General features: G+C 60.9%; 33 protein-coding genes, 1 tRNA gene and 1 pseudogene. 33 read left to right on the forward strand and 2 right to left on the reverse strand.

Annotated elements, in window-relative coordinates:
- Positions 1 to 2 precede the first annotated feature (2 nt).
- From ACIPIJ_RS07590 to ACIPIJ_RS07735, 30 genes and pseudogenes are all read left to right on the forward strand, one after another.
- Positions 3 to 1,217 (forward strand): phage portal protein, encoded by a 1,215-nt coding sequence (locus ACIPIJ_RS07590; RefSeq protein ID WP_401074505.1) that lies wholly within the window; start codon positions 3 to 5, stop codon positions 1,215 to 1,217.
- Positions 1,204 to 1,845 (forward strand): HK97 family phage prohead protease, encoded by a 642-nt coding sequence (locus tag ACIPIJ_RS07595; RefSeq protein WP_401074508.1) that lies wholly within the window; start codon positions 1,204 to 1,206, stop codon positions 1,843 to 1,845. Before ACIPIJ_RS07590 ends, ACIPIJ_RS07595 begins: the two co-directional genes overlap by 14 nt.
- The gene (locus ACIPIJ_RS07600; RefSeq protein WP_401074510.1) at positions 1,842 to 3,041 is read left to right on the forward strand and encodes a phage major capsid protein; all 1,200 of its coding nucleotides are present in this window, start codon (positions 1,842 to 1,844) and stop codon (positions 3,039 to 3,041) included. The genes ACIPIJ_RS07595 and ACIPIJ_RS07600 overlap by 4 nt, the downstream gene beginning before the upstream one ends.
- A gap of 58 nt (positions 3,042 to 3,099) precedes the next feature.
- Positions 3,100 to 3,456, forward strand: coding sequence for a hypothetical protein (locus tag ACIPIJ_RS07605; RefSeq protein WP_401074513.1), 357 nt, complete (start codon positions 3,100 to 3,102; stop codon positions 3,454 to 3,456).
- Entirely contained in the window at positions 3,457 to 3,756 is a 300-nt protein-coding gene (locus ACIPIJ_RS07610) for a head-tail connector protein (protein ID WP_392472710.1), read from the forward strand.
- The gene (locus tag ACIPIJ_RS07615; protein WP_401074515.1) at positions 3,756 to 4,082 is read left to right on the forward strand and encodes a phage head closure protein; all 327 of its coding nucleotides are present in this window, start codon (positions 3,756 to 3,758) and stop codon (positions 4,080 to 4,082) included. Before ACIPIJ_RS07610 ends, ACIPIJ_RS07615 begins: the two co-directional genes overlap by 1 nt.
- Positions 4,083 to 4,090: 8 nt before the next feature.
- Positions 4,091 to 4,261, forward strand: a complete 171-nt coding sequence (locus tag ACIPIJ_RS07620; RefSeq protein WP_401074517.1) for a hypothetical protein — start codon at positions 4,091 to 4,093, stop codon at positions 4,259 to 4,261.
- 3 nt (positions 4,262 to 4,264) lie between these two features.
- Positions 4,265 to 4,765: an HK97 gp10 family phage protein gene (locus tag ACIPIJ_RS07625; RefSeq protein ID WP_401074520.1), complete on the forward strand. Its 501-nt coding sequence runs from the start codon at positions 4,265 to 4,267 to the stop codon at positions 4,763 to 4,765.
- Positions 4,758 to 5,144, forward strand: coding sequence for a DUF3168 domain-containing protein (locus tag ACIPIJ_RS07630; protein ID WP_401074522.1), 387 nt, complete (start codon positions 4,758 to 4,760; stop codon positions 5,142 to 5,144). The genes ACIPIJ_RS07625 and ACIPIJ_RS07630 overlap by 8 nt, the downstream gene beginning before the upstream one ends.
- Before the next feature lie 55 nt (positions 5,145 to 5,199).
- Complete coding sequence (locus tag ACIPIJ_RS07635; RefSeq protein WP_401074524.1) at positions 5,200 to 5,700, forward strand: hypothetical protein; 501 nt, start codon at positions 5,200 to 5,202, stop codon at positions 5,698 to 5,700.
- Positions 5,701 to 5,740: 40 nt separating this feature from the next.
- Positions 5,741 to 6,070 carry a hypothetical protein gene (locus ACIPIJ_RS07640; RefSeq protein WP_401074526.1) on the forward strand — a complete coding sequence of 110 codons (330 nt, stop codon included), beginning with the start codon at positions 5,741 to 5,743 and terminating at the stop codon, positions 6,068 to 6,070.
- A gap of 107 nt (positions 6,071 to 6,177) precedes the next feature.
- On the forward strand, positions 6,178 to 6,321 hold the full coding sequence (locus ACIPIJ_RS07645) for a hypothetical protein (protein ID WP_401074529.1): 144 nt from the start codon (positions 6,178 to 6,180) through the stop codon (positions 6,319 to 6,321).
- Between the two features lie 48 nt (positions 6,322 to 6,369).
- A complete protein-coding gene (locus ACIPIJ_RS07650) occupies positions 6,370 to 7,005 on the forward strand; it encodes a hypothetical protein (RefSeq protein ID WP_401074532.1) in 636 nt (211 codons plus the stop codon).
- 58 nt (positions 7,006 to 7,063) lie between these two features.
- Positions 7,064 to 10,294, forward strand: coding sequence for a phage tail tape measure protein (locus ACIPIJ_RS07655; RefSeq protein WP_401074535.1), 3,231 nt, complete (start codon positions 7,064 to 7,066; stop codon positions 10,292 to 10,294).
- A gap of 8 nt (positions 10,295 to 10,302) precedes the next feature.
- Complete coding sequence (locus ACIPIJ_RS07660) at positions 10,303 to 10,641, forward strand: hypothetical protein (protein WP_401074537.1); 339 nt, start codon at positions 10,303 to 10,305, stop codon at positions 10,639 to 10,641.
- A gap of 83 nt (positions 10,642 to 10,724) precedes the next feature.
- Positions 10,725 to 11,309 (forward strand): hypothetical protein, encoded by a 585-nt coding sequence (locus ACIPIJ_RS07665; protein WP_401074540.1) that lies wholly within the window; start codon positions 10,725 to 10,727, stop codon positions 11,307 to 11,309.
- Complete coding sequence (locus ACIPIJ_RS07670) at positions 11,309 to 11,914, forward strand: hypothetical protein (RefSeq protein WP_401074543.1); 606 nt, start codon at positions 11,309 to 11,311, stop codon at positions 11,912 to 11,914. Before ACIPIJ_RS07665 ends, ACIPIJ_RS07670 begins: the two co-directional genes overlap by 1 nt.
- Positions 11,915 to 11,916: 2 nt before the next feature.
- The gene (locus tag ACIPIJ_RS07675; RefSeq protein WP_401074546.1) at positions 11,917 to 12,315 is read left to right on the forward strand and encodes a DUF6950 family protein; all 399 of its coding nucleotides are present in this window, start codon (positions 11,917 to 11,919) and stop codon (positions 12,313 to 12,315) included.
- Positions 12,312 to 14,669 (forward strand): annotated as a pseudogene (locus tag ACIPIJ_RS07680) (host specificity protein J); the annotation flags it as partial. The gene ACIPIJ_RS07675 and the pseudogene ACIPIJ_RS07680, both read left to right, overlap by 4 nt.
- A gap of 1,632 nt (positions 14,670 to 16,301) precedes the next feature.
- Positions 16,302 to 16,760, forward strand: coding sequence for a DUF1983 domain-containing protein (locus ACIPIJ_RS07685; protein ID WP_401075723.1), 459 nt, complete (start codon positions 16,302 to 16,304; stop codon positions 16,758 to 16,760).
- Positions 16,757 to 17,812: a hypothetical protein gene (locus ACIPIJ_RS07690; protein ID WP_401074549.1), complete on the forward strand. Its 1,056-nt coding sequence runs from the start codon at positions 16,757 to 16,759 to the stop codon at positions 17,810 to 17,812. Before ACIPIJ_RS07685 ends, ACIPIJ_RS07690 begins: the two co-directional genes overlap by 4 nt.
- 10 nt (positions 17,813 to 17,822) lie before the next feature.
- A complete protein-coding gene (locus tag ACIPIJ_RS07695) occupies positions 17,823 to 18,281 on the forward strand; it encodes a hypothetical protein (protein ID WP_401074551.1) in 459 nt (152 codons plus the stop codon).
- Positions 18,281 to 18,877 (forward strand): tail fiber assembly protein, encoded by a 597-nt coding sequence (locus ACIPIJ_RS07700; RefSeq protein WP_401074554.1) that lies wholly within the window; start codon positions 18,281 to 18,283, stop codon positions 18,875 to 18,877. Before ACIPIJ_RS07695 ends, ACIPIJ_RS07700 begins: the two co-directional genes overlap by 1 nt.
- Before the next feature lie 57 nt (positions 18,878 to 18,934).
- Positions 18,935 to 19,162, forward strand: a complete 228-nt coding sequence (locus tag ACIPIJ_RS07705) for a hypothetical protein (protein WP_401074557.1) — start codon at positions 18,935 to 18,937, stop codon at positions 19,160 to 19,162.
- Positions 19,162 to 19,788 (forward strand): glycoside hydrolase family 19 protein, encoded by a 627-nt coding sequence (locus ACIPIJ_RS07710; protein WP_401074560.1) that lies wholly within the window; start codon positions 19,162 to 19,164, stop codon positions 19,786 to 19,788. The genes ACIPIJ_RS07705 and ACIPIJ_RS07710 overlap by 1 nt, the downstream gene beginning before the upstream one ends.
- The gene (locus tag ACIPIJ_RS07715; protein WP_401074563.1) at positions 19,785 to 20,282 is read left to right on the forward strand and encodes a DUF2514 domain-containing protein; all 498 of its coding nucleotides are present in this window, start codon (positions 19,785 to 19,787) and stop codon (positions 20,280 to 20,282) included. The genes ACIPIJ_RS07710 and ACIPIJ_RS07715 overlap by 4 nt, the downstream gene beginning before the upstream one ends.
- Before the next feature lie 13 nt (positions 20,283 to 20,295).
- Positions 20,296 to 20,520 carry a hypothetical protein gene (locus tag ACIPIJ_RS07720; protein ID WP_401074566.1) on the forward strand — a complete coding sequence of 75 codons (225 nt, stop codon included), beginning with the start codon at positions 20,296 to 20,298 and terminating at the stop codon, positions 20,518 to 20,520.
- Positions 20,521 to 20,594: 74 nt separating this feature from the next.
- Complete coding sequence (locus ACIPIJ_RS07725; protein WP_401074568.1) at positions 20,595 to 20,888, forward strand: hypothetical protein; 294 nt, start codon at positions 20,595 to 20,597, stop codon at positions 20,886 to 20,888.
- The gene (locus ACIPIJ_RS07730; protein WP_401074570.1) at positions 20,885 to 21,172 is read left to right on the forward strand and encodes a hypothetical protein; all 288 of its coding nucleotides are present in this window, start codon (positions 20,885 to 20,887) and stop codon (positions 21,170 to 21,172) included. Before ACIPIJ_RS07725 ends, ACIPIJ_RS07730 begins: the two co-directional genes overlap by 4 nt.
- Positions 21,173 to 21,981: 809 nt before the next feature.
- Complete coding sequence (locus ACIPIJ_RS07735) at positions 21,982 to 22,176, forward strand: hypothetical protein (RefSeq protein ID WP_401074573.1); 195 nt, start codon at positions 21,982 to 21,984, stop codon at positions 22,174 to 22,176.
- A 1-nt stretch (position 22,177) separates the two neighbouring features.
- Here the strand turns inward: ACIPIJ_RS07735 and ACIPIJ_RS07740 are convergent, their stop codons facing one another.
- Both ACIPIJ_RS07740 and ACIPIJ_RS07745 read right to left on the reverse strand, forming a co-directional pair.
- Positions 22,178 to 22,591 (reverse strand): DoxX family protein, encoded by a 414-nt coding sequence (locus ACIPIJ_RS07740; protein ID WP_401074575.1) that lies wholly within the window; start codon positions 22,589 to 22,591, stop codon positions 22,178 to 22,180.
- A gap of 101 nt (positions 22,592 to 22,692) precedes the next feature.
- A tRNA-Leu gene (locus tag ACIPIJ_RS07745) sits at positions 22,693 to 22,777 on the reverse strand.
- Positions 22,778 to 22,980: 203 nt separating this feature from the next.
- Between ACIPIJ_RS07745 and ACIPIJ_RS07750 the strand changes: the two genes are divergently transcribed.
- The 3 genes from ACIPIJ_RS07750 to ACIPIJ_RS07760 all read left to right on the forward strand — a co-directional run bounded on the left by ACIPIJ_RS07750 (position 22,981) and on the right by ACIPIJ_RS07760 (position 25,960).
- Entirely contained in the window at positions 22,981 to 23,265 is a 285-nt protein-coding gene (locus tag ACIPIJ_RS07750; protein ID WP_401074578.1) for a hypothetical protein, read from the forward strand.
- Positions 23,266 to 23,348: 83 nt separating this feature from the next.
- Positions 23,349 to 24,509 (forward strand): nitrogen regulation protein NR(II), encoded by a 1,161-nt coding sequence (locus ACIPIJ_RS07755; protein ID WP_401074580.1) that lies wholly within the window; start codon positions 23,349 to 23,351, stop codon positions 24,507 to 24,509.
- A 5-nt stretch (positions 24,510 to 24,514) separates the two neighbouring features.
- Positions 24,515 to 25,960 (forward strand): ATPase domain-containing protein, encoded by a 1,446-nt coding sequence (locus ACIPIJ_RS07760; protein WP_401074583.1) that lies wholly within the window; start codon positions 24,515 to 24,517, stop codon positions 25,958 to 25,960.
- Positions 25,961 to 25,963: the final 3 nt, after the last annotated feature.

Here is a 25,963-nt window from a genome sequence, read left to right on the forward strand (position 1 = left end):
CCATGGCATTCAAATGGTACAACCCCGCGACTTGGGACTTCTTCAGCTATACGGACCCGGTCACGGGCAACAGCGTTGATGTGGACCTGGAGGTCGGAGGCAAACGCACCAAGGCGGGGGTAAGAGTCAGCGCAAAGACAGCATTATCGATCAGCATGGTCTGGTCCTGCGTCAAGATCCTTTCCGAGTCGTTGAGCGGTCTCCCGCTCAAACTTTACGAGGACAAGGACGGCGGCCGGGCGTTGGTGACCGGTAACGACCGAATGCTCAAGCTGCTGCGCAAGCCGAACCCCTACATGACCATGCTGAACTTCCTCAAGTTCGTGGTCGTGAACATGGCACTGCGAGGCAACGCCTTCGCCCTGATCGAGCGGAACAGGAATGGTGACCCGATCGGTCTGGTACCGCTGGATTGGCGGACGGTCAAGATCGACACCGAAGACGACCTTCTTTATGTGGTCGAGCCAAGTGAGGGCGCCCCCTACCCGGTGTCGCCCGAGAACATGCTGCATTTCAAGCTGTTCAGCCTGGATGGCATCGTTGGCCTCTCGCCGATCGAGCACCAGGCCGAGACCATGGGGCTGGCGAAGGCCGGCCAGCAGTGGTCGGCGCGCTTCATGCGCAAGGGCGGCTTTACCGGCGGCTACGTCATCTACGAGCAGTTCCTGACCAAGGCCCAACAGGCTCAGGTCATGGAGAAGTTTCCCGATGTGCGAAAGGCCGACGCCGACGACATCGGCAAGATGGCGATTCTCCAGGGCAACCCAAAGATCGTCCCGGCTGGCATCAGCCAGAGGGATGCGCAATTCATCGAGTCGCAGCAGTTCCAGGAAGAAGCCCTGGCGGGCATCTACGGCGTGCCGCTCTGGCTGGCCAACCGCGCCGGCAAGACCTCAATCATGGGCTCCAACCTTGAGCAGCAGCTCACCGGCTACATCACCTTCGGCCTCAAGCCCTTCATCGATGCAGTAGAGGACGAGTTCAACGACAAGCTCTATCGAACGGCGACGCGCTTCTGCGAATTCGCCGTCGAGGGCCTGCTGCGTGCGGATAGCGCCGGCCGTGCCACCTACTACGGAAGTGCACTGGGCGGTTCGGGCGGCTCCGGCTGGATGACCATCAACGAAGTCCGCGTGAAGGAAAACCTGCCTCCCCTGGAAGGCGACGAATACAACCGGGTCACCCGGTGGGAGATGGAGAAGAATGGCGAACCTTGAATGTCCGTTTGAGCTCAAGGCCGTTGACGAGGCCGGCAACTTCGAGGGCTACGCGGCGGTATTCAACAACGTGGACCTTGGTGACGATGTGATCGTGCCCGGGGCCTTCACTCGGGTGAAGGCAACCCGAGGCGGCAAGCTCAAGCTTGCCCTGTATCACGACCTGACCCGCCTGGTCGGTGCCGCCGACTTCACCTCGGACGATCATGGCCTGCTCCTGAAAGGGCAGGTCAATCTCAAGGTCAGCTACGCGCGCGATGCATACGAGCTGATGAAAGACGAAGTCCTCGACAGCATGTCGATTGGCTTCAACACCCTTAAGGCTGATTTCGAGGAGCGCGCTGGCCGGCGTGTTCGCGTCATCAAGGAGGCCGAACTGTGGGAAGCCTCCTTTGTCCCGTTCGGCATGAATCCCGAGGCACAAGTCCTCAGCGTCAAGTCGGATATCAGGCTTTTCGAGAAGGCCCTGCGCGAACGCATGGGCCTCTCGCAGAAGGAAGCGGCGGCAGTCGCTTCGCTCGGCTACACCGCGCTACGCCGTGACGGCGGGAGCGAGGCCACGGCGATCGTGGATGAGCTGAAAGACATTTCCAACCTGTTCACCCACCATTTCGGAGTAGCACGATGAGCGAAGTAAAAGAATTGAAGGACTCCCTGGAGCTGCAACTGAAGAGCGGCTTCGAGGGGCTGCAGAAGAAGTACGATGCTGCCATGGACGAGGTCCAGAAGGGCAACCAGGTGGCTGGCGACCTGAAAAAGCAGATCGAAGACCAGAAGGGCGAGCTGCAAAAGGTCATCGACCAAGTCGTGGACCTGGAGCAAAAAGGCGTCAAGCTGCGCGGCCAACCAAGCGAGGGCAAAAGCTTCATCGACCTGATCAAGGGCGACGAGAGCTACAAATCCCTGAAACGCGGCGGTGGCCTGGCCGAACTCGATGTGACCAAGTCCGACATGGCCAGCATGAAGGAAATGAAGGTCACCAGCGCTGGCATCGTTGCCCCGCAATACGATCCAGTGATCCAGCCGGGTATTCGCCAGGAGCTGCGCATTCGTGATCTGCTGACTGCTGTGCCGGTGTCGGGCCAGAACTACACCTACTTCCGCGAGAACCTGCACACCCGCGGTGCGGCTCCGGTGGCCGAGGGCGGTCTGAAGCCGACCAGCAACGTCACCTTCACCACCGAAACCGACCGCGTAAAGAAGATCGCGGTCTGGATGCCGGTGACCGACGAGGCGTTGGACGACGTCCCGCAGCTGTTCGCCTACCTACAGCAGCTGCTGCGTTACGACCTGAAGCTGGAGGAAGAGGCGCAGATCCTCAAAGGCGACGGTACAGGCGAAAACCTGAACGGCCTGATGACCCAGGCAACCAACTACAACACCGCGCTGAGCAAAGCTGGCGATACTGCCATCGACTTGGTCCGTCGATCCATCTACCAGGTGCGCAAGCAGTCGCAAATGTCCGCCGATGGTGTGGTCATGACCGAACTGGACTGGATGAACATCGAGCTGCAAAAGGATGGCGAGAACCGCTATCTGTTCGCCAACCTGCAGGGCCTGGTCACTCCAATCCTGTGGGGGCGCCCGGTGATCACCTCCGACAGCATGGACGAGGGCGACGGAGACACCGGCGGCGAATTCCTAACCGCCAACTTTGCGCGTTCTACCACGCTGTTCGATCGCATGTCGTTCCTGTTCAAGATGGGCCTGATCAACGACCAGTTCATCAAGAACGAGCGCGCGCTGCTGGTTGAAGAGCGCCTGGGCCTCGGTGTTCGCCGCCGCGAGGCGCTGGTCAAGGGCCGGTTCCCGACCGCTGCCTAATCCACCACCCCCGACCAAGGGCCGGCTCAGCGCTGGCTCTGTCGATTCTGGAGGCAACATGAAAATCAAGATTCTGTGGGGCTTTGTCGGCAACGGTGCGCTGCTCGGCGCCGACTCGAACAAGGTCAAGGCTGGCGCAACTTTCGATGACGCGGATGACGAGTACGCCCACACCCTGATTGGCAAAGGCCTGGCCGTCGAGGTTGACGCGAATGGCAAGCCGCGGGTGACGAAGCCGAAGGAAACCAAGCCTGCGGCACCCAAGGAAGACAAGGCTGCTGCCGAGAAAGCCGCCGCTGATAAGGCTGCAGCAGAAAAAGCGGCAGCTGAAAAGGAAGCCGCCGAGAAGGAAGCGGCCGAGAAAGCGGCTGCTGAAAAGGCTGCCGCAGAGAAAGCCGCGGCCGAGGCCAAGTAAATGCTCGACCTGGCCAACGTGAAGATGCACCTCCGGGTCGACGGCGATGAAGAAGACGCCCTGATCGGCGGCTACGTCGAAGCGGCCAAGGCCCACGTCGAGCAGCACTGCGACCGAAAGCTGGTCGATGCTGATCCGGTAGAGCCCGAAGAGATGGGCCTGACTCGTGATGTCGAGCAGGCCATTCTGCTGATGGTAGGGCACTGGTACGCCAACCGAGAGGCTGTGGCGGTAGGCACCATTGCCACCGTCATGCCGCTCGCGGTCGAAAGGCTGCTCTGGTACAGGAAGCGATTCTGATGAGAGCCGGCCCCATGAGGCACCGTTGCCGCGTGCTTAAGCCCCACAGGGAGCAGAACCGATCCGGCGGAGCCGCTGAGACATGGGTTGAGGTTGGTGAGATCTGGGCGGAGGTCACGACTCCTACCGGCAGGGTTTCTCCGGTCGCCGAACAGCTGCAGGCGGTGATCAGCGCCGAGATCCGCATCCGGCCCCGGTCGGACATCCTGGCCGGGTGGAGGCTGATCGAGAAACGCACGGGCATGACCTACAAGGTCGAGGCCCCATTACCCAGTAACGAACGGGACATGCTGAGGCTACTGTGCTCCAGCGTCCCCAATCCATGAGGTGAACCATGAAAATTCGAGCATTGGGCCCGCTGACGGGAGCCTCTGGCGAGCGCGAGAAGGGCGAAGAGTTCGAAGTCGCCAAGGAATACGGCGAGGGGCTGATTGCCCGCGGCTATGCCGAGGCAGTGCAGGAGAAAGCCGCCAAGCCAGCGAAGGCCGACCAGGCCAAGGAGTGAACCATGGGCCGCCGGTCCAGCATTCGCGGTGATATCCGACTACGCCGGACGCTGCGCAACATCCATCGAACGATGGATAACGAGCTCCGGCCGGAAATGGAAAAGGCTGCTAACCGCATCCTTGAGACGCAACGGCAGCTGATGCCAAAGGACACCGGCGCCGCTGCCGCCGCGTTGAGGGTGTACGTCTCGCCGAGCGGGCTAGACGCTCAGATCGGTATTCGTGGCAAGCGCGACAACCGTAAGTTCTTCTACTTGCGCTTCATCGAGTATGGGACCAAGGGCTACATGGGTGGCAAGCGTGCTGGCGGCCGCAACCGGCGAGTCAGCAACAAGAGCGATGGCACCCACTTCTTCGGCAAGTACCCGGACATTCCGGCCAGGCCGGCGCACCCGTGGTTGCGTCCTTCGATGCAGGTCAATCGGGAGTACGTCATGGCAGACATCGAGATCGCTGTGCGCCGCACGCTACGCAAGGCAAGCCAGGGGGTAGGCAATGGCTGATCCATCGCTGGCCCTGCAGGAGGCCATCTTCGCAAGGCTTCAGGCCGAGGTCAGCTGTCCGATCTACGACGGTGCGCCGCTGAATGCGGAGATGCCGTACGTCTCCATCGATCGGGAGGTCTCGGTCAACAGCAGCCCCATCTCGGGTCGCAAGCGCGAAACCCGCCTGCTGTACCTGTCGGTCTGGTCCGATGCAGTGGGCCAGGCCGAGGTCAAGCGCATCAATGGCGAGGTTATCGCCGCACTGGACGAGCGCAGACTGCCGCTTGAAGTAGGTCGCGCCGTCTCTATTCGTCTCGAGCAGGCGGACGCCCAGCGCGATGCTGACGGCATCACTTACCAGGGATCGATCACTTTCCGCGTGATCACCACCCACTGAACCACCCACGGGCCGCGCAGCGGCTTTTATCCAATGTGCCTTTGGAGGAACCCCCATGGCCGACGACAACCTCAATACAGCCGCCGGCTGCCGCTTCTCCATTGGCGGCAAGACCGGTGCCGACACCAAGACCGAGTACGAGGCCGACACCTACGTGGAAGTCGGTGAAATCGAAGATCTGGGTGAGTTCGGCGATACCTTCAGCAGCGTGACCTTCACCTCGCTGAAGGATGGCCGGGTGCGCAAGTACAAGGGCACCGCCGATGCCGGCGACCTGACGCTAACGGTAGGCCTCGACAACGGTGACGCAGGCCAGAACGCCGTAAAGACCGCTCACAAGGACCGCAGCAAGGGCGACTACAACATCAAGATCACCCTCAACGATGGTGATCCAGATGCTTCGCCGGTGATCAATCCGACCACGTTCTACATGCGTGGCAAGGTGATGAACAACACCGTCGCACCTGGTGCTGCTGACAACGTCGTGCGCCGCAACGTCACCATCGGCATCAACTCGGACATCCTCGAGCTGCTGCCGGCACCGGTCACCCCATAACAGCGCCGGGGCTCCGGCCCCGCACACACAGGATTGAACAATGAACAACACTCTGCACGGTACCGTGACAGTGCAATTGGGCGATGAAGAGTTCACCCTCCGCCCCACCCTCAGGGCGGTGAGGGCGATCGAGAGCCGTTTCGGCGGTCTGCGAGGCGCATCAGGAGCCCTGCACGCAGTCGGCGTAGACGCGGTGGCTTTCATCATTGCCGCCGGCGCTGGCCTGGAAGGGAGGGCTGCCGAAGCGCTGCCTGAAAAGGTCTGGCAGGAGGGAGTGGCCGGGCTGACACCGTTAGTCACCAAGTACCTGGGCGCTCTCTACAATCCGCGAGGTTCTGACCCGGGAAACGACCAAGCCGGGACGGCGTAAGCGCTGTCGAGGACGGCAGCTACGTCGACCGGCTGTACGGGATCGCTACCGGCTGGCTGGGCTGGGCGCCTGATGTGGCTTGGTCTACGCCGCTCCCGGAAATGTTCATGGCCATGGATGCCAGGATTGAGTGGGCGCAGATGACCAGCCCGTTCGGCAGCGGGAAGAAGCAGGGGGTGAAGGAGAAGCCAAGCGCTTCGAATGTGGCCGACAAGCTGAGGATGGCGTTGACAGGGAGAAAAGCGAAGTGATCAGTTGGCTGACTTTGATACCCTTCGCGTTTTGAAAGGGAGACTGTCATGCGTGAATGGATTTGTGCTGGGGCCTTACTGATCCTGGCGGGCTGCGGGGCGGGCGATTCGGAACCGAAAACTGCTTCAGGTTCCTCAGGAGTTATTGATGAATGGATTCTTGAGGATTACAAAGACAATTCTTTAATAATCGGAAGCGACAAGACTGATCCGACATACAATAAGTTCAAGGATGATATTTCTCGTGTTAACAGGGAGAAAAATGAAGCTGCTGTGTTGGTGGCAAAAAAATGCAAGCATGTTGTTAGTGTTCTTTTTATTCGGCGAGAAAGCTCGGCTGATAACTTGAAATTCATGGTGGATTGCGAGAATCGCGAACGTTACGAAGTGACAAGCTCCGACTTGGCCAAGAACGGTTCGGTTCGTTCGAATTCCGACAAATCGATAGGTAGAGCTGATGCAATCCAAAAATGCAAGGATTTAGTCAATGCTCAGAATCAATCTGGCGGCTCTTTGAATTTCCATGAACTGTCTGACTCTAGTTATCACAAAGCCCAGAACGGTAACGTGAGGCTGGTTCTTGGGTTTGAAGAAACGAGCCACTCCGGAGCTAAAAGAAATTGGCGAGCGGCCTGCACTTTTGACCCAGACTGGAAAAGTGATCTGACCATCAATCCTATCTGATAAATTTTTGACATTTAAGCCCGGCTGAGAGCCGGGCTTTTTTTTGGGTGGAGCGACCATGGCCGATCAACAAGTACAGGGTATGCTGGTTCAAATTGAAGCAACGACTGCCCAGTTGAGGCGAGAGCTGGCAAACGCTGACCAATTAGTGTCTAAGACCAGTCAATCGATAGACCGGAATCTCGCAACGGTCGACTCAGCGTTTGATCGTGCAGGGGCCGCTGCCCAGAGTGCAGGGACCCTTATGCGAGGGGCATTTGCAGCAGTTGCGGGCGCAGGTCTTATTGGCGGCATCATCAAGCAGGTTGATGCATACGGCCAGATGTCTGATCGAATGAGAGCTGCAGCCGGCAGTGCCGGCGAGTACCAGATGGTGCAAGAGCACCTGATGCAGACCGCTCAAGAGACATACCGGCCACTTGCGGAGGCCCAGGAACTCTACATCCGCACTGCCGATGTGATGCGAACCCTCGGATTCAACACTCAGCAAACGCTCGACATCACAGATAGTTTCAGCTTCCTTCTGGTCACCAACGCCGCTTCCGCTGATAAAGCTAGCTCGGCGCTGGATGCTTACTCCAAAGCGCTGGCAACTGGGAAAGTGGATGCGGACGGCTGGATTTCTATCCAAACGGCGATGCCGACAGTGGTGGAGGCAATTGCTAAAGCGACCGGTAAGAGCACCGACGAGGTGCGCAAGCTGGGCAGCGAGGGCAAGCTCGCTCTTGATGACATCAACATCGGCCTGCTGAAAAACGTTGAGGTCAACCGCAAAGCGGCAGCAGATATGTCAACTAGTGTTCAAGATGCCTTGAACAACATCAGCAACGCCACTGGCACCTTCCTGGGCAAGCTTGAGGAGCAAACCGGTGCCGTCGCAGGGTTGTCTAAGTTTTTGGTGTTGCTGGCGGATAACGTTGACCTGGTAGCGGTAGCAATGGGAGGTGCAGGCGCCGCAGCTCTCACCACTTATGCGGCAAAAGCCTACGTCGCTGTGAAAGCGCTGTTGGCTCAGCGTGCTGCTGCGGTTAGAAGTGCAGAGGCTGCTGTAATTGCCGCTGATGCTCAAAGGCTTTTCGCTCAAGCGCAACTTCAGCAAGCTCAGGCTTCTGTGGCCGCCGCTACTGGCCTGCAGCGTTTGACTCTAGTCCAGACACAGTTAATCCCAAAACAGGCCGCGCTCATTGCCTCAACAGAGGCGCTGGCAATTGCTCAAGCTAACTTGGCCCAAGCGACCGTCCGAGGCGGCCTTCTCGCTGCGCTGGGTGGTCCAGCGGGTCTTGCCGTACTGGCCGGTACTGCCGCCGCGAGTTTCCTGCTGCTGCGAGACAACTCGGATTCGCTCGAAAAGAAGCTCGGCGACCTGAGCGATCCTCTCGACAAGCTGGTCGAGCGCTTCAACAAGCTGAACAGTGCGACCCAGGCCGTAGCGCTGCGCGAACTTCAGGGCAAGATCGAAGACACGCAGAGCCAACTTTCTCAAGTGTCGGGCTCGATTGCTGATCGCTTCGAAAATGACCTTCGTGGTGTTGGAGCTGCTGGTGTCGACGGCCTGATGATTGGCCTGGCGCCCATGCCTGGGGAGGCTCAAAAAGCGCTCGACCTGGTACGGTCTGCCGCGAAAGATTTTGCCAATGGCGCGGTTGTGGACTGGAAGGCAGTCGCCGACCAGGTTCGCGGTATCCCTGGCGTTACCGAAGCGATGGCCCAGGCTATCGAAACCGGGCAGATCAAAGCCTCGGACCTAAGTGGCGAGCTGCAGAACCTGAAGACCAAGCTCGCTGAGCTGACGGGTGAGACGGACCGCAACACGGCTGCAACGACGGCCAACAATGCCGCGAAGACCGGCATGAGTACAGCGGGTCAGACCTATCTCGACACGTTGCAGAAGCAACTGGCCGGACTGCAAGACAATGGCGATGCCAACAAGATTGCGAATCGCTACCTTGCGGAGCACGCCGACCTCACCGAAACCGATCGCCAGGCGATCTTGTCGGCAGCGAGCGCGATCGAGGCGCAGAAGAAAGCCAACCAGGGCGTAAAGCAGGAAACAAAAGACGCCACGTCGGCCCAGACCAAGCTGAACCAGCAGTTGAAGGAGGCGGAAACCGCTTACCAGCAGCTGAAGAAGGTGTTTGATCCGGTGGGCGCTGCGTCCGATGAGTTCCAAAAGCAGACCAAGATCCTTGATCTACTGCTCGCGCAGAAGAAGATCACCACCGAAGAATACGGCAAGGCAGTCGGCGCTCTCGCCGAGCAGTTCAATACCGCAGTGCAAGCTTCGACAGGCCTGTCGCGGGCGATGAAGTACCAAGCCGACCTTGAGCGGCAGTTGGCGATCGCTCAGCAGCAAGGTGATGCGGCAGCCGCCTCGGTCGGGATGGGTGACAAAGCCGCCAGCCGTGCTCAGGCCAGGCTTGCTCTGGAGCAGGACAACAACAGCAAGATCCTGGCCCTGCGTGAGGAACTGGCCACCGCTTCGACCGCGAAGCAGCGGCAGGAGCTGGAGCAACAGATCGCGCTGCGGCAGGAGTACGGCGCCAAGCTTGTCCAGGTGCAGGAAGACAGCTTCGCAAAGATCGACGCGGCGCAGTCGGATTGGAGCAATGGTGCTTCGGCAGCTCTGCAGAACTACCTAGACAGCGCTGCAGACATAGCGGGCCAGACCCAGGAGCTGTTCGGAAACGCCTTCAGTAACCTGGAAGATGGCGTCACCCAGTTCGTGAAGACTGGGAAATTCGAGTTCAAGGATTTCGCTGACTCGATCATCGAGGACCTGATTCGCATCCAGGTGCGCCAGTCCGCCGCCGGGTTCCTCAGTTCTGCTTTTGGCTTCTTGAGCGGCGGCAGTTCGGCCCTCGGGCAGGGCACCATGACGGGATTCAGCGAAGGCTCATTCGTGGCCAACGCGAAGGGCGGCGTTTACGACTCGCCAAGCCTGTCGGCCTACTCGGGCCAGGTGTACGACAGCCCGCAAATGTTCGCGTTTGCCAAGGGTGCTGGCATCTTTGCTGAGGCTGGGCCAGAGGCAATCCTGCCGCTGCATCGCGGGCCGGACGGTTCGCTCGGTGTCATGGCCGCCGGCGCGGGTGATGGCGGCGGTGGGGGAGAATCTTCGGTAAGCTTCGGGGGTGTCACCCAGCACTTCCACTTCAGTGGCGGTACTGACGGTGTAACGAAGGAAGACCTGGAGAGGTCTACGCGTAAAGGGATTGAGGGGGCATACCAAACTATGCTTCGCGATTTCAAAACCAATGGCCCAGGCCGTCAGTTGCTGTCCAAAAAATAGAGAAGGCTATGAAAATTACCGATCTTGATTTGAAAGAAATGATCGGCGAGATATCTGGCACGGTGTCGTCATTTGTTTTCAAAGACATTGAGCCAGGAGCGCCGGCTAAGACCTATATCGATCGCGCCGCCCTGCAGGGTGAAGTGATGGGTAGGATCATGGTTGTGCTAATGAACGAGCAGATATGCGCAGAATCGATTGCCCAAGATGTTGAGAGGTGCGTCGGCTACATGCAGGATCAGATCATCAAGGAGATCAGAGCCGGTGTTGGTCCAGGCGGTGCGATCAGCGCGAGCCTGGTGGCCGATGATCTTGCTCGCAGGCGCGCCGAGAATGACGCGCTTTAGACCAAACCTCGCACATAAAGCATCACCCGCAACGGTGATTCACCAAGACCCGCTTCGGCGGGTTTTCTTTTTGGAGTGACCCAATGGCGGAGGAATGGCCGGAATCCCTGGAGCCCACTGAGGTGACCTGGGGAATCGTCTACAACAACCGGGCGTTTACCTCGTCGCTGTCGAATTCCCAGCAGATCGTGGCGCAGCCAGGCTCGTACTGGATGTGCACGCTGAGCTTCGGCGTGCTCTATGAAGAGGATGAGCGTGAGCTGACATCGCTGCTGGGTCGCCTGCACGGCATGTTCGGTACGGTGAAGGTGCCATCAATCACCCGGACTCGGACCGATAACATTGGCGCCCCGACCGTGGCCTCGGCCAATGCCCAGTCGACATTTCTGCAGCTGCAGGGCATGACCGCGAGCCGGCAGGTATTCAGCCGCGGCGACCACATCACCATCAGCGGTGAAATGTTCGAGGTGGTTGAGCATGCCGCCACCGACGCCGCCGGCAAGGCCCTGGTCTACGTGAACAAGCGCGTTCGAAAGGCCATCCCCGCCGGCACACCGGTCGAGTACAAGAACCCCTACTGTGAGATGCGGCGCATGGATGACACCAATCAATGGAGCATCCAGCCGGTGGTGTCAAACGGTAGCTTCCAGTTTCGGGAGGCCTTCTGATGGCCACAGGCGTTTTCCCATTCAGCCAAACGGTGGTCGACATCATTGCTAGGGGTAACTTCATGGCGGTGTATGCCTGCCAGCTCGATTTCCCTGATGGCATGGTCTTCGCGCACACCGGTACCGGCGACCTGGTCATCGACGGCATCACCTACCAGGGCGTCGGCAGTTTCGGCGCTGTGGGCCAGTCGCAGGAGAGCAGTAACTCAGGCTCGCCGATGTCGATTGACCTGACGTTGAACGGGCTGGATACCCAGATCATCACCGAAACCTCACTGAAGGGCTGTCGAGGTCGGGCCGGCAAACTCATGTTCGTGGTGTTCGCCGAGGACGGCACCTACGCCGCCGACATCCTGTTCAGCGGACGGATGGACGCCGCCAAGTTCTCCTACGCCGGCAATGGTGAGGAGGGCAATAGCATCACGGTCCCGCTCATTGATCGCATGGCCGAGTGGAACCGAACCGGTACCGAGCGGTGGACGGACGAGAACCACCGCGCGCGCCGGCAGGATGACCGCTTCTTCTTCGCGATAGCACAAATTGCCGACTGGCCCATCTACTGGGGCGCCTCCAAGGACGCTCCGAAGTTCACCTACGAGAAGTGACCATGCGAAAGCGCGATTGGACGACGCAGCTTGCCCACACCATCAAGGCCGCCATAGAGCGGCCTTTTTCATGGGGTGAATTTGACTGCTGCCTGTTTGCCGCTGACTGCGCCGTGGCGGTGTGCGGGGTTGATCCTGCCGAAGCATACCGGGGCAAGTATTCCTCGGAGGCTGGCGCCAAGCGCCTGCTGAAGAAGCTGCACGGCTCACTGGAGGGCGCCTGGGATGCCTGCTTTGCCCGGGTTCAGCCCGGCCTGCTGCAGCGCGGGGATATCGCCCTGTATGACGGCCCGAATGGACGGGGCGTGGCGGTGTTCTGGGCGGATGAGTTCTGGTCGGTTTCCCCCGATGGGGTATGCCGCATCGAGTGTGAGCCGTTGATGGTTTGGAGGATTGAATGAGTTCAGCAGTCAGCAAAGTCGCCCAGATTGCCATCGGCGCCGTGGTCGGCTTCGCCCAAGGCGGCCCATGGGGTGCCCTGGCAGGTGCTGCGCTGGCATTCTACGTCTCGTCGCAGCAGGACAAACTCGATACCGGTTCGCTGCGGGCCAGTGAGCCGTCCAGCCAGACCCTGCGCTCGTCCAAGGCTGCCGCCAGGTACGTGCTGGGCCGGGTGAGCACGGGCGGCGTGCTGGCCTGGGGGCAGGAGCAAGCCGGTGACCAGACCGATGGTGAATGGCTGCACATGGTCTACGTGCTCTCTGAGGGGGCGATTGATGGCCTGGAGGACATCTATCTCGGTGAAGAGGTTGTCCAGGCCTATGGCGAGCACGCCTCGTATGAGCTTGTCGTCGACCCCGCCCAGGTGAACGCTTTCCTGAAGACCAACTGCCCGGATTGGCGTGACACCCAGATCGGGCGAGGCCTGTCCTACGTTCGCCTGTCATTCAAGTACAGCGCCGAAAAGTACCCCTCGGGAATCCCTGACGTCCGCTTCGTGATCCGTGGATGCCGGGACATCTACGATCCACGCACCGGGATGACGGGCTACAGCGCGAACACCGCACTGCACATTCTCTGGTTCCTGCGCAATCGCTGCGGCGTGCCAGATGATGAGATTGTATTTGCCAGCTTCGCCAACAGTGCCAGCGTATGCGACGAATCGGTTGCCAACCCGGACGGCTCCACGTCACCGCGCTATCACTCGGGCTGCGTGATCGGCGCCGACGAGTCGCGCACCCAGGTCATGCAGAAGCTGGAAGCCGCCTGCGGTGGCAAGCTGATCCGTGTAGGCGGCCGCTGGATGCTGCAGGTGGGCGCCTACTACGGGCCGTATGACTTCGAGATTACCGAGGACATGGTCACCGGTACCGTCACCGGCAGCACCGAGCCTTCCAACGATTCGGCCCTCAACACCGTGCGCGGCACCTTCATCGATCCGTCCCAGGCATGGGCCGAGACCGATTATCCGGAGGTCTCCGTGGCCGAGTGGGTCGTAGCCGATGGCGGCGAGGCGGCCGAGACCCTGGCGTTTTCGTACGTGAGCGATCCGTACCAGGCTCAGCGCCTGGCGAACATCGAGCTTCGCCGCCGGCGCGCTGGCGGAACCCTCAGCATCCCGATGAACTTCGTGGGTTACAACTGCCGGCCTGGCCGGTCGGTGAAGGTCAACCTGCCTTCGCTGAACATCGTGGGTGAGTTCATCGTCACCGACTGGTCGATGGCGGCCGATACTGGCTGCAGTGTGTCAGTGTCCCAGAATGAGCCTGCGATCTTCGATGATGCGGTAGGCCAGCCGTACAACCCGATCGGCTTTATCAGTCTGCCCTCCGGTGGTCTGGGCAGCCCGACCGATCTGGCCTGGTCTACCAGCGAAACAGCAGAGGTTGTGCAGGGCGTGCTCTCGTGGACGCCGCCGGCGGGTACTGTAACCGGATACGCGGTAACCGTACGCCAAGGCACTACCGCCGTGCAGGCTCAGCAGGTGCCGGCTACTGCCGTTCAGCTACGGCTGTCCGGGCTGCCGTCCGGCAACTACACCATGAGCGTTGCCGCCCTTGGCCCGCTGACTCGCTCCGGCGAGGCGAGCATCACGGTCAGCATCGACGGCCCGCCGATCCCCGAGTCGTGTGTGGTGCAGGCCACCATCGACACCATCACGCTGATCCCGGGCAACACGCTGCATGGGCTGAATGGGGGAACATACGAGTACTTCTTCTCGACCAACCCGCAGGCGACTCAGGGTGATTACCTGGGCCAGGGCCTGAGCCTGACGCATACCGGGCTGGCATTCGCCACCAACTACGCCTACTTCGTGCGCTCGAAGAACGCCTATGGGGTCAGCGCCTTCCTGAAGGTGGTGGCTTCCACGTCGAACGACGTGACGGCCGTGCTCGCGGCGCTGAAGGACAAGATCGACAACGGCCTGCTGGCGCCCGAGCTGCGAGAAGAGATCGCCCTGATCTCTGGCCCGCCAGGCTTGCCTGGCTCGGTAAACTCGCGGCTGCAGGAAATCAGCACAGAGCTTCAGGAGCAGATCGACGCCATCGCAGACCTGGCCGACTCGATGCCGTACGACCCGGAGAAGACCTATTCGGTCGACCAGGGTGTGCTCGGGCCCGACGGGAAGATCTACCAGGCCAGCCAGGCGGTGCCGATCAACACGCCCCCGCCGAATGCTGCTTACTGGACCGACGTAGGCCAGGCCGTGCGCGCAGCTGGCGCCCTGGCTTCCCGCGTGACGACGGTGGAGACGAAGGTCACCGAGCAAGACGGCAAGCTGATTGCGCAATCCGAGCGAATCGACGGCGTTCAGACCAGCCTCGCCGGCAAGGCGAACGCCTCTACCGTCGACTCGATCGCGAACCGTGTGACGCAGACCGAGCAAGGGCTGTCGACGCAAGGCTCTGCGATCACGGGGCTGAACAACCAGATCAGCAACATCGGCGGCGACAACCTGCTGGCCAACTCGTCGTTTGAGGAGCTGGCTACCACGACCCGGGCGAAGTACTGGAGCATTGGTGCAACTGCTGCCGGGGTAACATCCTCCCTCGTGGACTCACCGTTACCGCAGAGCACCAAGGCCCAGCGTGCTGACCACGCCGCCTTGCCGGCTGCTGGCTACATCGACATCACCTACGGTGCCGACAATGTGGCCAGGCCCAAGGTGCGAGCCGGCAGCCCTTACGCGCTGAGCGCCTGGGCGCGCGGTACTGCGGGGATGCAGCTTCGGCAGTACCTGCAGTTCCGTAACGCGGCGGGCGCGGTACTGGCCTCGCCGGTGGTCAGTCACACCCTCACTGGAACGATGGCGCGCTACACCTTACTGGCTACCGCGCCGGCAGATGCGGTGTCCGTGACCGTGCTCGCGGCACGCATGATGAACAGCGGCACCACCACCACAGCCATCTGGGTTGAGCTGGACAACGTTAAGTTCCAGGAGGGTGCGGTAGCCACGGCTTACGGGCCGTCGCTCGAGCAGACGGCAGCGGCGCAGGCGGCGGCCACCCAGGCGATCACCACTCGAGTTGAGCAGACCGAATCGGGCCTGAGCACCCAGGGAACGGCGATCACCAACCTGAGCAACACGGTTGCAGGGAAGGCGGACGCTTCGGCAGTGCAGGCGCTGGAGTCTACTGTCTCCCAGCATGGCACGGCGTTGACCAGCCAAAGCCAGTCCATCACCGACCTGCGCAATACGGTCGGCAGCATGGGCGCCGCTGGCCTCGACACGGCGCCGGGCGGAACCTGGCAGTTCGATAGCAGCGTGGAGGGATGGACAGCGACGAACGCCACGCTCACCGCCGGTACCGGCAACGTGACCATCACGGCCACTGCCAACGATCCGAACCTGATCAGCCCAGTGATAAGCATCAACGGCGCGCTCTACAGCCGAATCAAGGTGAAGATCACGCGCCGGGCAGGCACCGCTGCAGACTGGGACAGCTCGCTGTACTACCAGACCGTAGGGCACGGGTTCTCGGGGAGCTACACCGCTCGCGCGGCCAATCCCAATATTGCGGTGGGCGAAAGCGCGGTGGTCGAGTGGGACATGGCCAGCCTGTATGCGGGCGGGAATGACTGGGTCACGAGCACCATCACGCGGCTGCGGATCGATCTCGGCGCGCTGTCGGGCGGATCCTTTGAGGTTGACTGGATTGCGGTAGGCCGGCAGGGGCCAGGCGCCTCGGCGGCGGCGCTGCAGCAGGTCACGTCCTCCGTTACGCAGCAGGGTGAGCAGCTCTCGGCCCAAGCGACCCGCCTGGATGGGCTGTATGTCCAGGTCAATACGGCGCTTGCCGGTGCAGAGGAAGGCTTTGCCGGGTCGGAGCAGTCGCTCGTTGGCGTCTGGTCCGAGCAGTCTGCCCGGATCGAGGACGGCATCGCCACCGGCAAGCGGATCGATACCGTGCAATCGCAGGTTGGCGATGTCAGTTCGTCCGTGCAGATGGTCAGCCAGACGGTTGCGGGTGTTGATGGCAGGGTATCGGCGATCTCTTCGTGGAAGACCGAAACGAACAACGCCGGCAAGAAAGTCGCCACCGGCATCATTCAGGGTAGCGACGGATCAGTGGGGGAGATCCTGCTTTCCGCCGATCGCGTGGCGATCATCAACGGGATCAACGGCCCGGAGGCGAATCTGTTCGTGTTCCAGAACGGGCAGCTCTACCTCAATCAGGCGTTCATCAACTCGGCGTTCATTCAGAACTTGATCGTGGGCATGACCTTAAAGTCGCAGGCTCTCGATGCTCAAGGTCGGCCGCTGCTGGAACTGAACTTTGTCACTGGCGCAGTAACCATCCGGGGGCAGGATGCCAACGGCTCGACGCTGATCAACAACGGCGGCGTGTACGTCTACGACACCAACGGCATCGAGCGGACCGCGGTGGGGAGGATGACGCAATGACGGACCTGTATGGCATTCGGACGCGTGATGCGTCCGGCGCCATTACCCTGGACACAACGGTAACCCCGATCCGTTCACTGAAGATGATGCAGGTGGTTGGCAACAACGCCTTCGACCAGTATTTCGCTATTCCGGAAATACAGGCGCAGTCCTTTGTTGTCGTCGACGCTCTGTTTGAGGCGGCAGACAGCACGTGGAGTCCGGCTGCTTGGGCAACGCCTGGGCAGCTTCAACTTCGTCAGCCTGGAACTAGGACTTGGCAGGTCATGATTTTATCGCAGGGTGGCGAGCCGTTCTCTGCCGCCGGCAGTTACGGCATACGTGCTGCAAACAACAATGTTCGCACCCAGATTGATGCAATAAACCGAGTGCTCAGCGTTAGATACAACGGGCGGCTTAATATTGGCTTCCAGGGTGCAGGTAGCGGGAACCAGATTCAATATGGAAATGTGACGTTCCCGCAGCCGGTAACGACCTACGAACGTCCTATGATTTTCCTGAATGCCGACAACTACATGATGGTTGGGAGCTTCTTTGTTACAGGATCTCCTGGGAACTGGACCGGGTTTCGTATCAAGGCCTACAACAGCCAGGTCGCACATGGAAGCGTTGCGCTAAACCCGATGATGATTAACTGGTTTTGTGCAAGTTACATGGTGCCGAACACTCCGCCCGATACATACGGAGTTTCGGTTCGGGACGCCGCGGGGAACCGCACATTTTTGACGTCGGCAAATCTCGCTCTGCTGAACAGCCAGCCCGTTAACAATGCATTTGCCACAGCGGGCACGCCTATCACCGGAGCAGGCTACTACGCCTCTCCTGCGCAAATGGCCTGGACGGGCAACTACGCCGATTACGTCTTGGCCAATGCCCTATTTTCAGCAGCCAACGTCACCCAGACCACGCAGCCCATACGCGCGAATTTTGGCGGATTCTTACCAGGTAGGCGCGATGTGCTGCAGATGTACTGCGAAAACTTCGATGGCATTAACCCGCTCAGCGTGAATGGCCGGACGTTGTTCGCCTCCCGCCCGATGAAACCTCTTTAAGGATGCCAACATGGCAAAGCAAGTAATCGGCCTGGGCACGGCGCCCAGTGGCGTTGGCGGCGATACCCCGCGCTCGGCGTTCACGAAGGCCAATGCGAACTTCGATGAACTGTATGCCTTTCTCGGCGGTAACACATTGCCCGCGCCAAAAATCATCGAAAGCAGCAGCAATGCAAATGGTAGATACACAAAGTATGCTGACGGCACGATGCTGTGCTGGGGTGAAACCATTGGTGGTATTGATCAAAGCACTACGTCTCAGGCGTATGCAGCGACTATCTCACTGCCAGCGGCGTTTGCGGGCAACTTCAAAGTGGTGCCCAACATAGTTTCGGTTAACGTGACCAATGTGTTTTCTGGGTATTCCAGGGCAATTATGGCAAGCGCAACAACGTTTCAGATAATTCAATACTGGAATTATGTTCAAACATACTCGTACTCGTGGATCGCGATAGGGCGGTGGTACTGATGATTATCAAACTTTCTCCGGTGCGCTCAGCCGGGCGCATGACACTTTCGCGGCTGGGCGATATGTTGACCATCAACGGGCTGGCGCTGGACTTCGCCAATCTGCCCGAAGGCGGTACGCTGCCGGCCCAGGCCATCAGCAGTAGCGATGTGGTCGGCCCCGTTGAGCGCATCGACGGCAAGGTGGTGCTGACCCTGCGCTTCGCGCACGGCGCCGATGCACCGGAAGAGGCGCGTTTCCCGGCGGACATCGTTGACCCGCCGGCTGGCCCGGTGCCTCTGCCTGGTGTCGAGCAGGGGTCTGAGGGCCCGGCTATCCCCGGCGTGATCGACTGGTCACAGGTCATCACTGCCGAGGCCAAGGCTCAAGCCCAGCAAGAGCAGATGGTGGCCAGCGTCACCGCCGATATTGCCCAGCGCCGGGCGGTGGCTGACCAGGCCATCGAACCTTTGCGGGATGCCGTAGAGCTCGGGCGTGCCGACCAAGCCAAGCGGGACCTGCTGACCGCTTGGCAGAACTACCGCCTGGATCTGTTTGAGATCCCCGAGCAGGCAGGCTACCCCACCGATATCGACTGGCCCGCGCCGCCGGCCTGATCACACCGAAACCACCGACCGCCCGCTGGCGGTATTTTTTTGCCTGGAGAAAAGCCCATGCCTTTCATCGTCATCAACCGCACCAACGCCCTGGACCCGATCCGCGCCGTGGAGTACGCCACCGAGGCCGAAGCGGATACCGCCGCCCGGGAGCTGCTGAAGAGCCAGCCCGGCGCCGAGGTGCTGACCGCGCAACTGATCAAGCGCTACTCCGCGACGGTCGACGTTACCGCTCAGGAGGTGGCAGACATCGCGCCCGAGGCGGCGGCAGAGGAGGACGCCTGATGCCCATCACCGAGCAGCAGTTGCTGCAGATCCTGCCCAAAGCCCGCCCAGTAGCGGGCATTTTTTTGCCCGCGCTGAACCGGGCGATGGTGCGCTGGAAGATCGATAGCCGTGTCCGTCAGGCGGCTTTCTTGGCTCAGGTCGGCCACGAGTCCGGCCAGCTGCGCAACCTGGTCGAAAACCTGAACTACAGCGGCGAGGCGCTGGTGAAGATCTGGCCCACCAGGTTCACCAGCCAGACCGCGCCCGGCTACGCCCGCCAGCCTGAGAAGATCGCCAACAAGGTCTACGGCGGCCGGATCGGCAATGGCCCCGAGTCATCCGGTGATGGCTGGCAGTACCGCGGACGTGGCCTGCTGCAGGTCACCGGCCGCTCCAACTACCGCGCCGCTGGCGCCGGCCTTGGCCTGCCGCTGGAAGACGACCCTGGGTTGCTCGAGCAGGCCGAGCACGCCGCCCAGTCTGCTGCATGGTGGTGGGCGAAGCACGGACTGAACGAAATGGCCGACGCCGGCCGCATCCAGGACATCGGCAGCGTCATCAACACTGGCCAGCCTGGCCGTGTTCCGCATGGTGACGCCGAGCGAAAGGCGCTGTACGACCTGGCGCTGCGGGTGCTGGCATGAAGTCCTGGGTCATCAGGTGCGCGCTGCTGCTTGCCCTCCTGGGTACCTACTGGCTGACGTACCAGCACGGCCGCTCGGTCGAGCGTGCCGAGGCCGCCGTCGCATCAGCACAACGAGACAGCGGAGACCGCCTGGCCGAGGTGATCGGCGAGCGCGGCGCCCGGCAGGAAGAACAACGACGCGCTGCGGCGCAGGAGGAGGCGAGAGCTCATGCCCAAGAAGAAAGGACGATTGCTGATGCTGGCGCTGCTGGCGCCGATGCTGCTGGCCAGCGGTTGCGCGACGAAGCAGGAAAGCTCGCCGCCACCATCAGTTGCCCCGGCACGGATACCGCCGCTGTCGCCCGAGGCCAGGCAGCCACCCGCGCCGCCATGGTGCTCTCCGACCTGCTCGACCGGTCTGTCGGAACGAATCGAGAGCTGGCGACGTCGCTTGACCGAGCCAGAATAGCCGGGCTTGCCTGTGAGGCGTCCTATAATGCGCTGATCAACTAATCGGAGCACGGTGGTGGAGAAGCGGACGTTCATTGGACTGGTGGAGGCGGGCGAGCCGCTCATCAAGCAAGCGATCGAGGCCATGCGTCAGTACCACGAAGCAGAAGCCGCCGGGCTGCCAGCTGAAGAGGTGGAGCGACTGCACCTGTTGGCCGAGTCGCTGTTCCAGGCTGTCTCCGACTACCAGTTACGAGTCGTGGCCCAGGCCCGCGGCAAAGATCTTCCTCCATTGCACTAGATCCGCTGATCGGCAATTGCCCACGGCGGGGCTCGTCTATACGATACTGTGTTTTTATACAGTATCGGTGCCCCATGTACTTCCTCCTCGTGCGCCGCCGCGTGAATGGCGTGGCCATCCCCTCCGATCAGCTCAGGAAGATCAAGCCCCTGCGGGCCGACATCCACATCGGCGACCACCACAGTGAGCCGCTTGGCCGGGTGGCCACCCAGGCCTGGGTGTTCAACCCGACGCCCAGCGGCGACATCATCCCGCGACTGCACGACGCCAAGGTCAACGGCATGGCCCAGCTCGGGATGAACATCAACGGCATCGAGGATATCGACGGTGTGCTGTACGCGCAGTCGTGGTGGTGCCGGGCAGAATGATGAGCACATTGCCGAGAGCCTGGCTGGATGAGCTCAACGACCAGTGCGAATTGGCCACCGACCCAGATGGCCGGGCGGCGGTCCTGAGCGAGATGGCAAAGGCGGCGCACCGGCGCCGAGAGGTGGATGCTGATCAGTTGTGCGAGATGCTCGAGTTTGTCGAGTCGGCGCGGCTGTACGGCTTGGCCGAACACGAGGAGTGGTACGCGTGCGGACTGTTCAAGTACACCGAGCCAGAGCCGAACTACTACGTGCACGAGATACTGCGGCCGGCCAAAAAGTAAGGGAGGAGGGGTCGGCAGAACGCCGGAGGAGGGTGCTTTGGCTGTCTAAAACCGCGCTGATGTTTCTCGGTTTTGCTGAGCGAAAGTCGCCCAAACTCGCCAATGCATATTAGACAGCTGCGATGCATAGGCCGCTAACGGCGCGGCCTGAGATGTGATTCTTACGCTACTGCTGCATTACAGGGGTGTACCGAAAACGCCTCAAAATCAATTCCGCAACTGCCCTCAGCCCCCTTGATTTTAAAGGGCTGCAGCCTCGCTAAAATAGCGCCTATGCGGAATAGATATTCTCGTAAGCTATTGAAATAGAAGCAAATGCAGCTCGGATTGCAAATCCGTCTACGCCGGTTCGATTCCGACCTCGGCCTCCACATTCGAAAGCCCCGCAGATTAACGTCTGCGGGGTTTTTCTTTGCGCGCCGAAAAAACTGGGCGCTCTGCCAATACCTAAGCTGGCGCGCAGCATTGCAGTAGCGGTAGGCACCTGTGGTCGATCTTGCCACAAAAGAAAAACCCGCCAACAAGTGGCGGGCCTAAAGAACGTACGAAGCAATGCCAGTGTGCCCATGCACTTGTCATAAAATCGTGAAGAGCATGTCGGTAGCCTGTATTCAAGCATGGCTCGGGAGTGAAGGCGGCTACCAGGCAAGTGGCGAAGTACAAAAAAGCCCGCCATGAAGGCGGGCAAGGAGCGTTTGAAGGGAGAGGCTGTAGGATCATGTACACCGGTTAAGTCAACATTAACCGCTATCCATTGACCGCATCGGGCGTTGCGCTTATACAGGCGTGCCTTATTCCCTGGAGCGACCATGCGCGACGAAGACGACCTGCACGAGCCCGAGCACGATCACCTGCTCGATCACGAGTTTCTCCATGATGACTTCGAGCCTGAAGCGGATGCCCAAGGTGCCGAGGACGAGGTCGAGGAAGACCAGGATCTGCTGGATGACCTCGATGATGACGAGCGCGATCATCCAGCCTGGCACGACGACCTGGACGACTGACTCAGCGCCCGTCGAGCGAGAAGCGCCCCGGCCCGCTCACTGCCAGCAACAACATGCCGCCGACAATGCTCAGGTTCTTCAGGAATTGGGTCATGTTGGCCGCGCGCTGAGGGTCGACCATGTTCCAGAACGGATGGCCTAGAAGCGCTGTGCCCAGCACGAACAGGGCGAACAGAAACGCCAGCGGGCGGGTATAGAAGCCCAGGATCAGGATGATGGCCACGAAGAACTCCATGATCACCGCTACCGCTGCGGCCAGCATGGGGGCGGGGGCGCCCAGGGACGTCATGTAGCCGACGGTGCCTTCAAAGCCGGTTAGCTTTGCCCAGCCGGAAATCACGAAAAGGATCATCAGCAGCACGCGGGCGATCAGGATGATCACGTCGCGTTGACCGGCGAACAGGGAGTAGCGCATGGCGGTATTCCAGTGGACAGTGACAAGCTCCACTCTAGCAGTTACGCGGATTTGTGCCGTGCAGCAAAAAGGCGCCATCAAGGCGCCTTTTCACAGGAAAATGGTGCGAGTGGCGGGACTCGAACCCGCAAGGCTCACGCCGACAGATTTTAAGTCTGCTGTGTATACCAATTCCACCACACTCGCACGCTTGAAAGGGTCGCGTAGACCGGCGCGCTTCTAGGCAGAAGGGCCTGGCAATCAAGGGCGCTTTATAACCCATTGTTATAGTTGAGTCAACAACAGCACCTATGATCAATGGAACGAGGAGGAGATTGATTGGGTCATTGACACCTTGCTGTCATTAGGCCACTGTGGCCCACTTGGTTGGATCCAATGAGTGCAGAGCCATGTCGCGGGGCAGTCCTTCTAACGCTAACGGGCGTGTTGTCCGCCCACGGCTGTTCTGGCGTCTGGTATTCCTGCAGGTGATGCTGTTGGGAGGTTTCCTTTACCTCAGCCTGATCTGCCTCGGCGGCTATCTGCTGATGCTCGGTTTGGACGCGGATCACCCTCTGCAACAGCGGTTGCTGGCCCTGGGAGGTGGTGGCGTGATTCTGCTGGTGGGCCTGTGGCTGTTGAAGGTGGCCATGCCTCGGCGCATCAGCCCGGTACTCATCGAGCGTGAGCGCTGACATCTGTTGCCGCACACGCTGAGTTAAGCGCGTACTATTGGCTAAGCTCAACACGTCCCTCCCGCTGTGCCTGTGGAGTTTGCATGGTTTCAGCCGACTGCATCGACCAACCTGCCATGACCGCCAACCGCTATGAGCAGTTGGTGCAGTCAGTGGTGGACTACGCCATTTACATGATCGACCCCTTTGGCCGGGTGGTGTCCTGGAACGCCGGTGCCGAGCGGATCAAAGGTTACCGCGCCGATGAAGTGATCGGCCGGCATTTTTCGCTGTTCTTCACCCCCCAGGATTGCGCTGAAGGGCGCCCCGAATTTCTCCTCCAACAGGCCCTGGAACAGGGGGTTGCCCAAGATGAGGGCTGGCGGGTACGCAAGGACGGTACGCAGTTCTGGGCGCTGGCCGCCCTGGATGTGATCCGCGATGACCAGGGGCAGATCATCGGTCTGGCCAAGGTCACCCGCGACATCACCGACCGGCGCGAAACGGCACTGCAGCTGGATGCGGTGCGGGCCCAGTTGTTCCAGGCGCAGAAGCTCGAAGCGCTGGGCCAACTGACCGGTGGGCTGGCGCATGATTTCAATAACTTGCTGACCATCATCATTACCTCGGCCAAACTGGCACTGGGCAGCCAGGACCCTGCGCGTGTGCAGCGCATGCTCGAACACATCCTCGATGCCGGCCAGCGCGGTACCGAGCTGACTCAGCAGTTGCTGACGTTCGCCCGGCATCGGCAACTGGATGTCAGCCTTATCGCCCCTTCTACGTTGCTGGCCTCGACGCGTAGCCTGCTAGAGCACGCCTTGCCGAGTGACATTGTGCTGCAGGAGCGCCTGCAACCCGACTTGCCGTTGATCGAGGTGGATGCCGGCCAGTTGCAGATGGTGTTACTCAACCTGTTGTTTAATGCACGTGATGCAATCGGCGAACGTGGCACCATTTGTATTGCGGTGGATGCTGTCGCGCTCGAAGGTGAAGTCGAGGGGCTGCAAGGCTCGTTCGTGTGCTTTGAGGTAAGCGACAGCGGGGCGGGCATCGACCCGCAGGTGCTGCTGCGGATCTTCGAGCCGTTCTTCACCACCAAGCCTTTCGGTAAAGGTACCGGCCTTGGGCTAAGCCAGGCCTACGGCTTCGCCAAGCAAAGCAATGGTGCAATCACCGTGGACAGCACGGTCGGCAAGGGCACCTGCATGCGCCTCTACCTGCCGGCATCGCAGCAGGGTTCGGCTGCTCAACTCCACAGGTAACCCTCATGGTTCAGGCACTCAAGCGGCTGTTGACGGGGATCGAAGGGCTCGACGCGCTGCTGAAGGGCGGCTTGGTCGCGGGCGCGTCGTACATTATTCAAGGGCCGCCGGGGGCGGGCAAGACGATTCTCGCCAACCAGTTGGCCTGCGGCCATGTGCGGGAGGGTGGTCGGGTGCTGGTGGCAACCCTGCTCAGCGAATCCCATGAGCGGCTGTTCCAGTACCTGGCGACGCTGGAATTCTTCGACCCGGCCCTGGTCGGCGACCAGATCCAGTTTGTCAGCGCCTTCGATACCCTCGAACAGGAAGGGCTCGACGCGGTGGTCAAACTGCTGCGCCAGGAAATCGGTCGCCAGCAGGCCAGCCTGCTGATCGTTGACGGCGTGCTCAACGCCCGGGTGCGCGCGGAAACCACGTTGGATACCAAAAAGTTCGTCTCGGAGCTGCAGGGCCATGCTGCCTTTGCCGGTTGTACCGTGCTGCTGCTGACCAGTGCGCGGCTGGATGAGGGCAGCCCGGAGCACACCATGGTCGACGGCGTGATCGAACTGGGTGAGCAACTGCTGAGCAGCCGTGCCGTGCGTCATGTGCAGCTGCGCAAGACGCGGGGCAGCGGTTCGCTGTCGGGTCGCCACGAATGCCTGATCGACGAGGCCGGCATGCATGTTTATCCGCGCCTGGAGTCGCTTTACAGCCACCCCAGCCAGCTCGGTTCGGCCACGTTGAGCCGGGTTGTCACGGGCGTGCCAGCACTGGATGAAATGCTTGGCGGAGGATTGGCCACGGGATCGGTCAGCCTGCTGATGGGGCCATCAGGGGTCGGCAAGACCTCCCTGGGCCTGGCCTTTCTGGGCGCCGCCACCCCTGATGCCCCCGCGCTGCACTTCGGGTTTTATGAAACACCCGAGCGGCTACGCTTGAAGGCCGCGTCGCTGGGCTACGACTTTGCCGCGCTGGAGCGCCAAGGCAGCTTGCGGCTGTGCTGGCAGCCGACCACCGAGGGCTTGCTGGACCAAGTGGGCGCGCGCCTGCTAGCGCGTGTCGAGCAGCAGGGCTGCAAGCGCGTGCTGATCGACAGCCTGGGCGCCTTCAGCCGGCTGGCGGTGGACCCTGTGCGGCTCAATGCGTTCTTCCGGGCGCTCACCGGCGAGCTGCGGGCGCGGGATGTCAGCGTCATGCTCACCTGGGAAATGCGCGACCTGTTCGGCTCGGAAATCACCGCCCCGGCGCCCGACCTGTCGAGCATTGTCGACAACCTCATGCTGATGCGCTTCGTCGAGCTCGACTCGCAGCTGCGGCGCATGCTGTCGATCCTGAAGGTGCGTGACAGCCAGCATGACCCGGCGTTGCACGAACTGCTGATTGGGCCGCAAGGAATCAGCCTGCGCAAGGCTTTCGAGGGGGCCTGTGGCGTTCTCTCGGGCACCCCGGTGCCGCAAGGCAGCGGATGAGCG

It is taken from the genome of Pseudomonas sp. NPDC087185 (assembly GCF_044744955.1).
In the GTDB taxonomy this organism is placed as follows: Bacteria; Pseudomonadota; Gammaproteobacteria; order Pseudomonadales; family Pseudomonadaceae; genus Aquipseudomonas.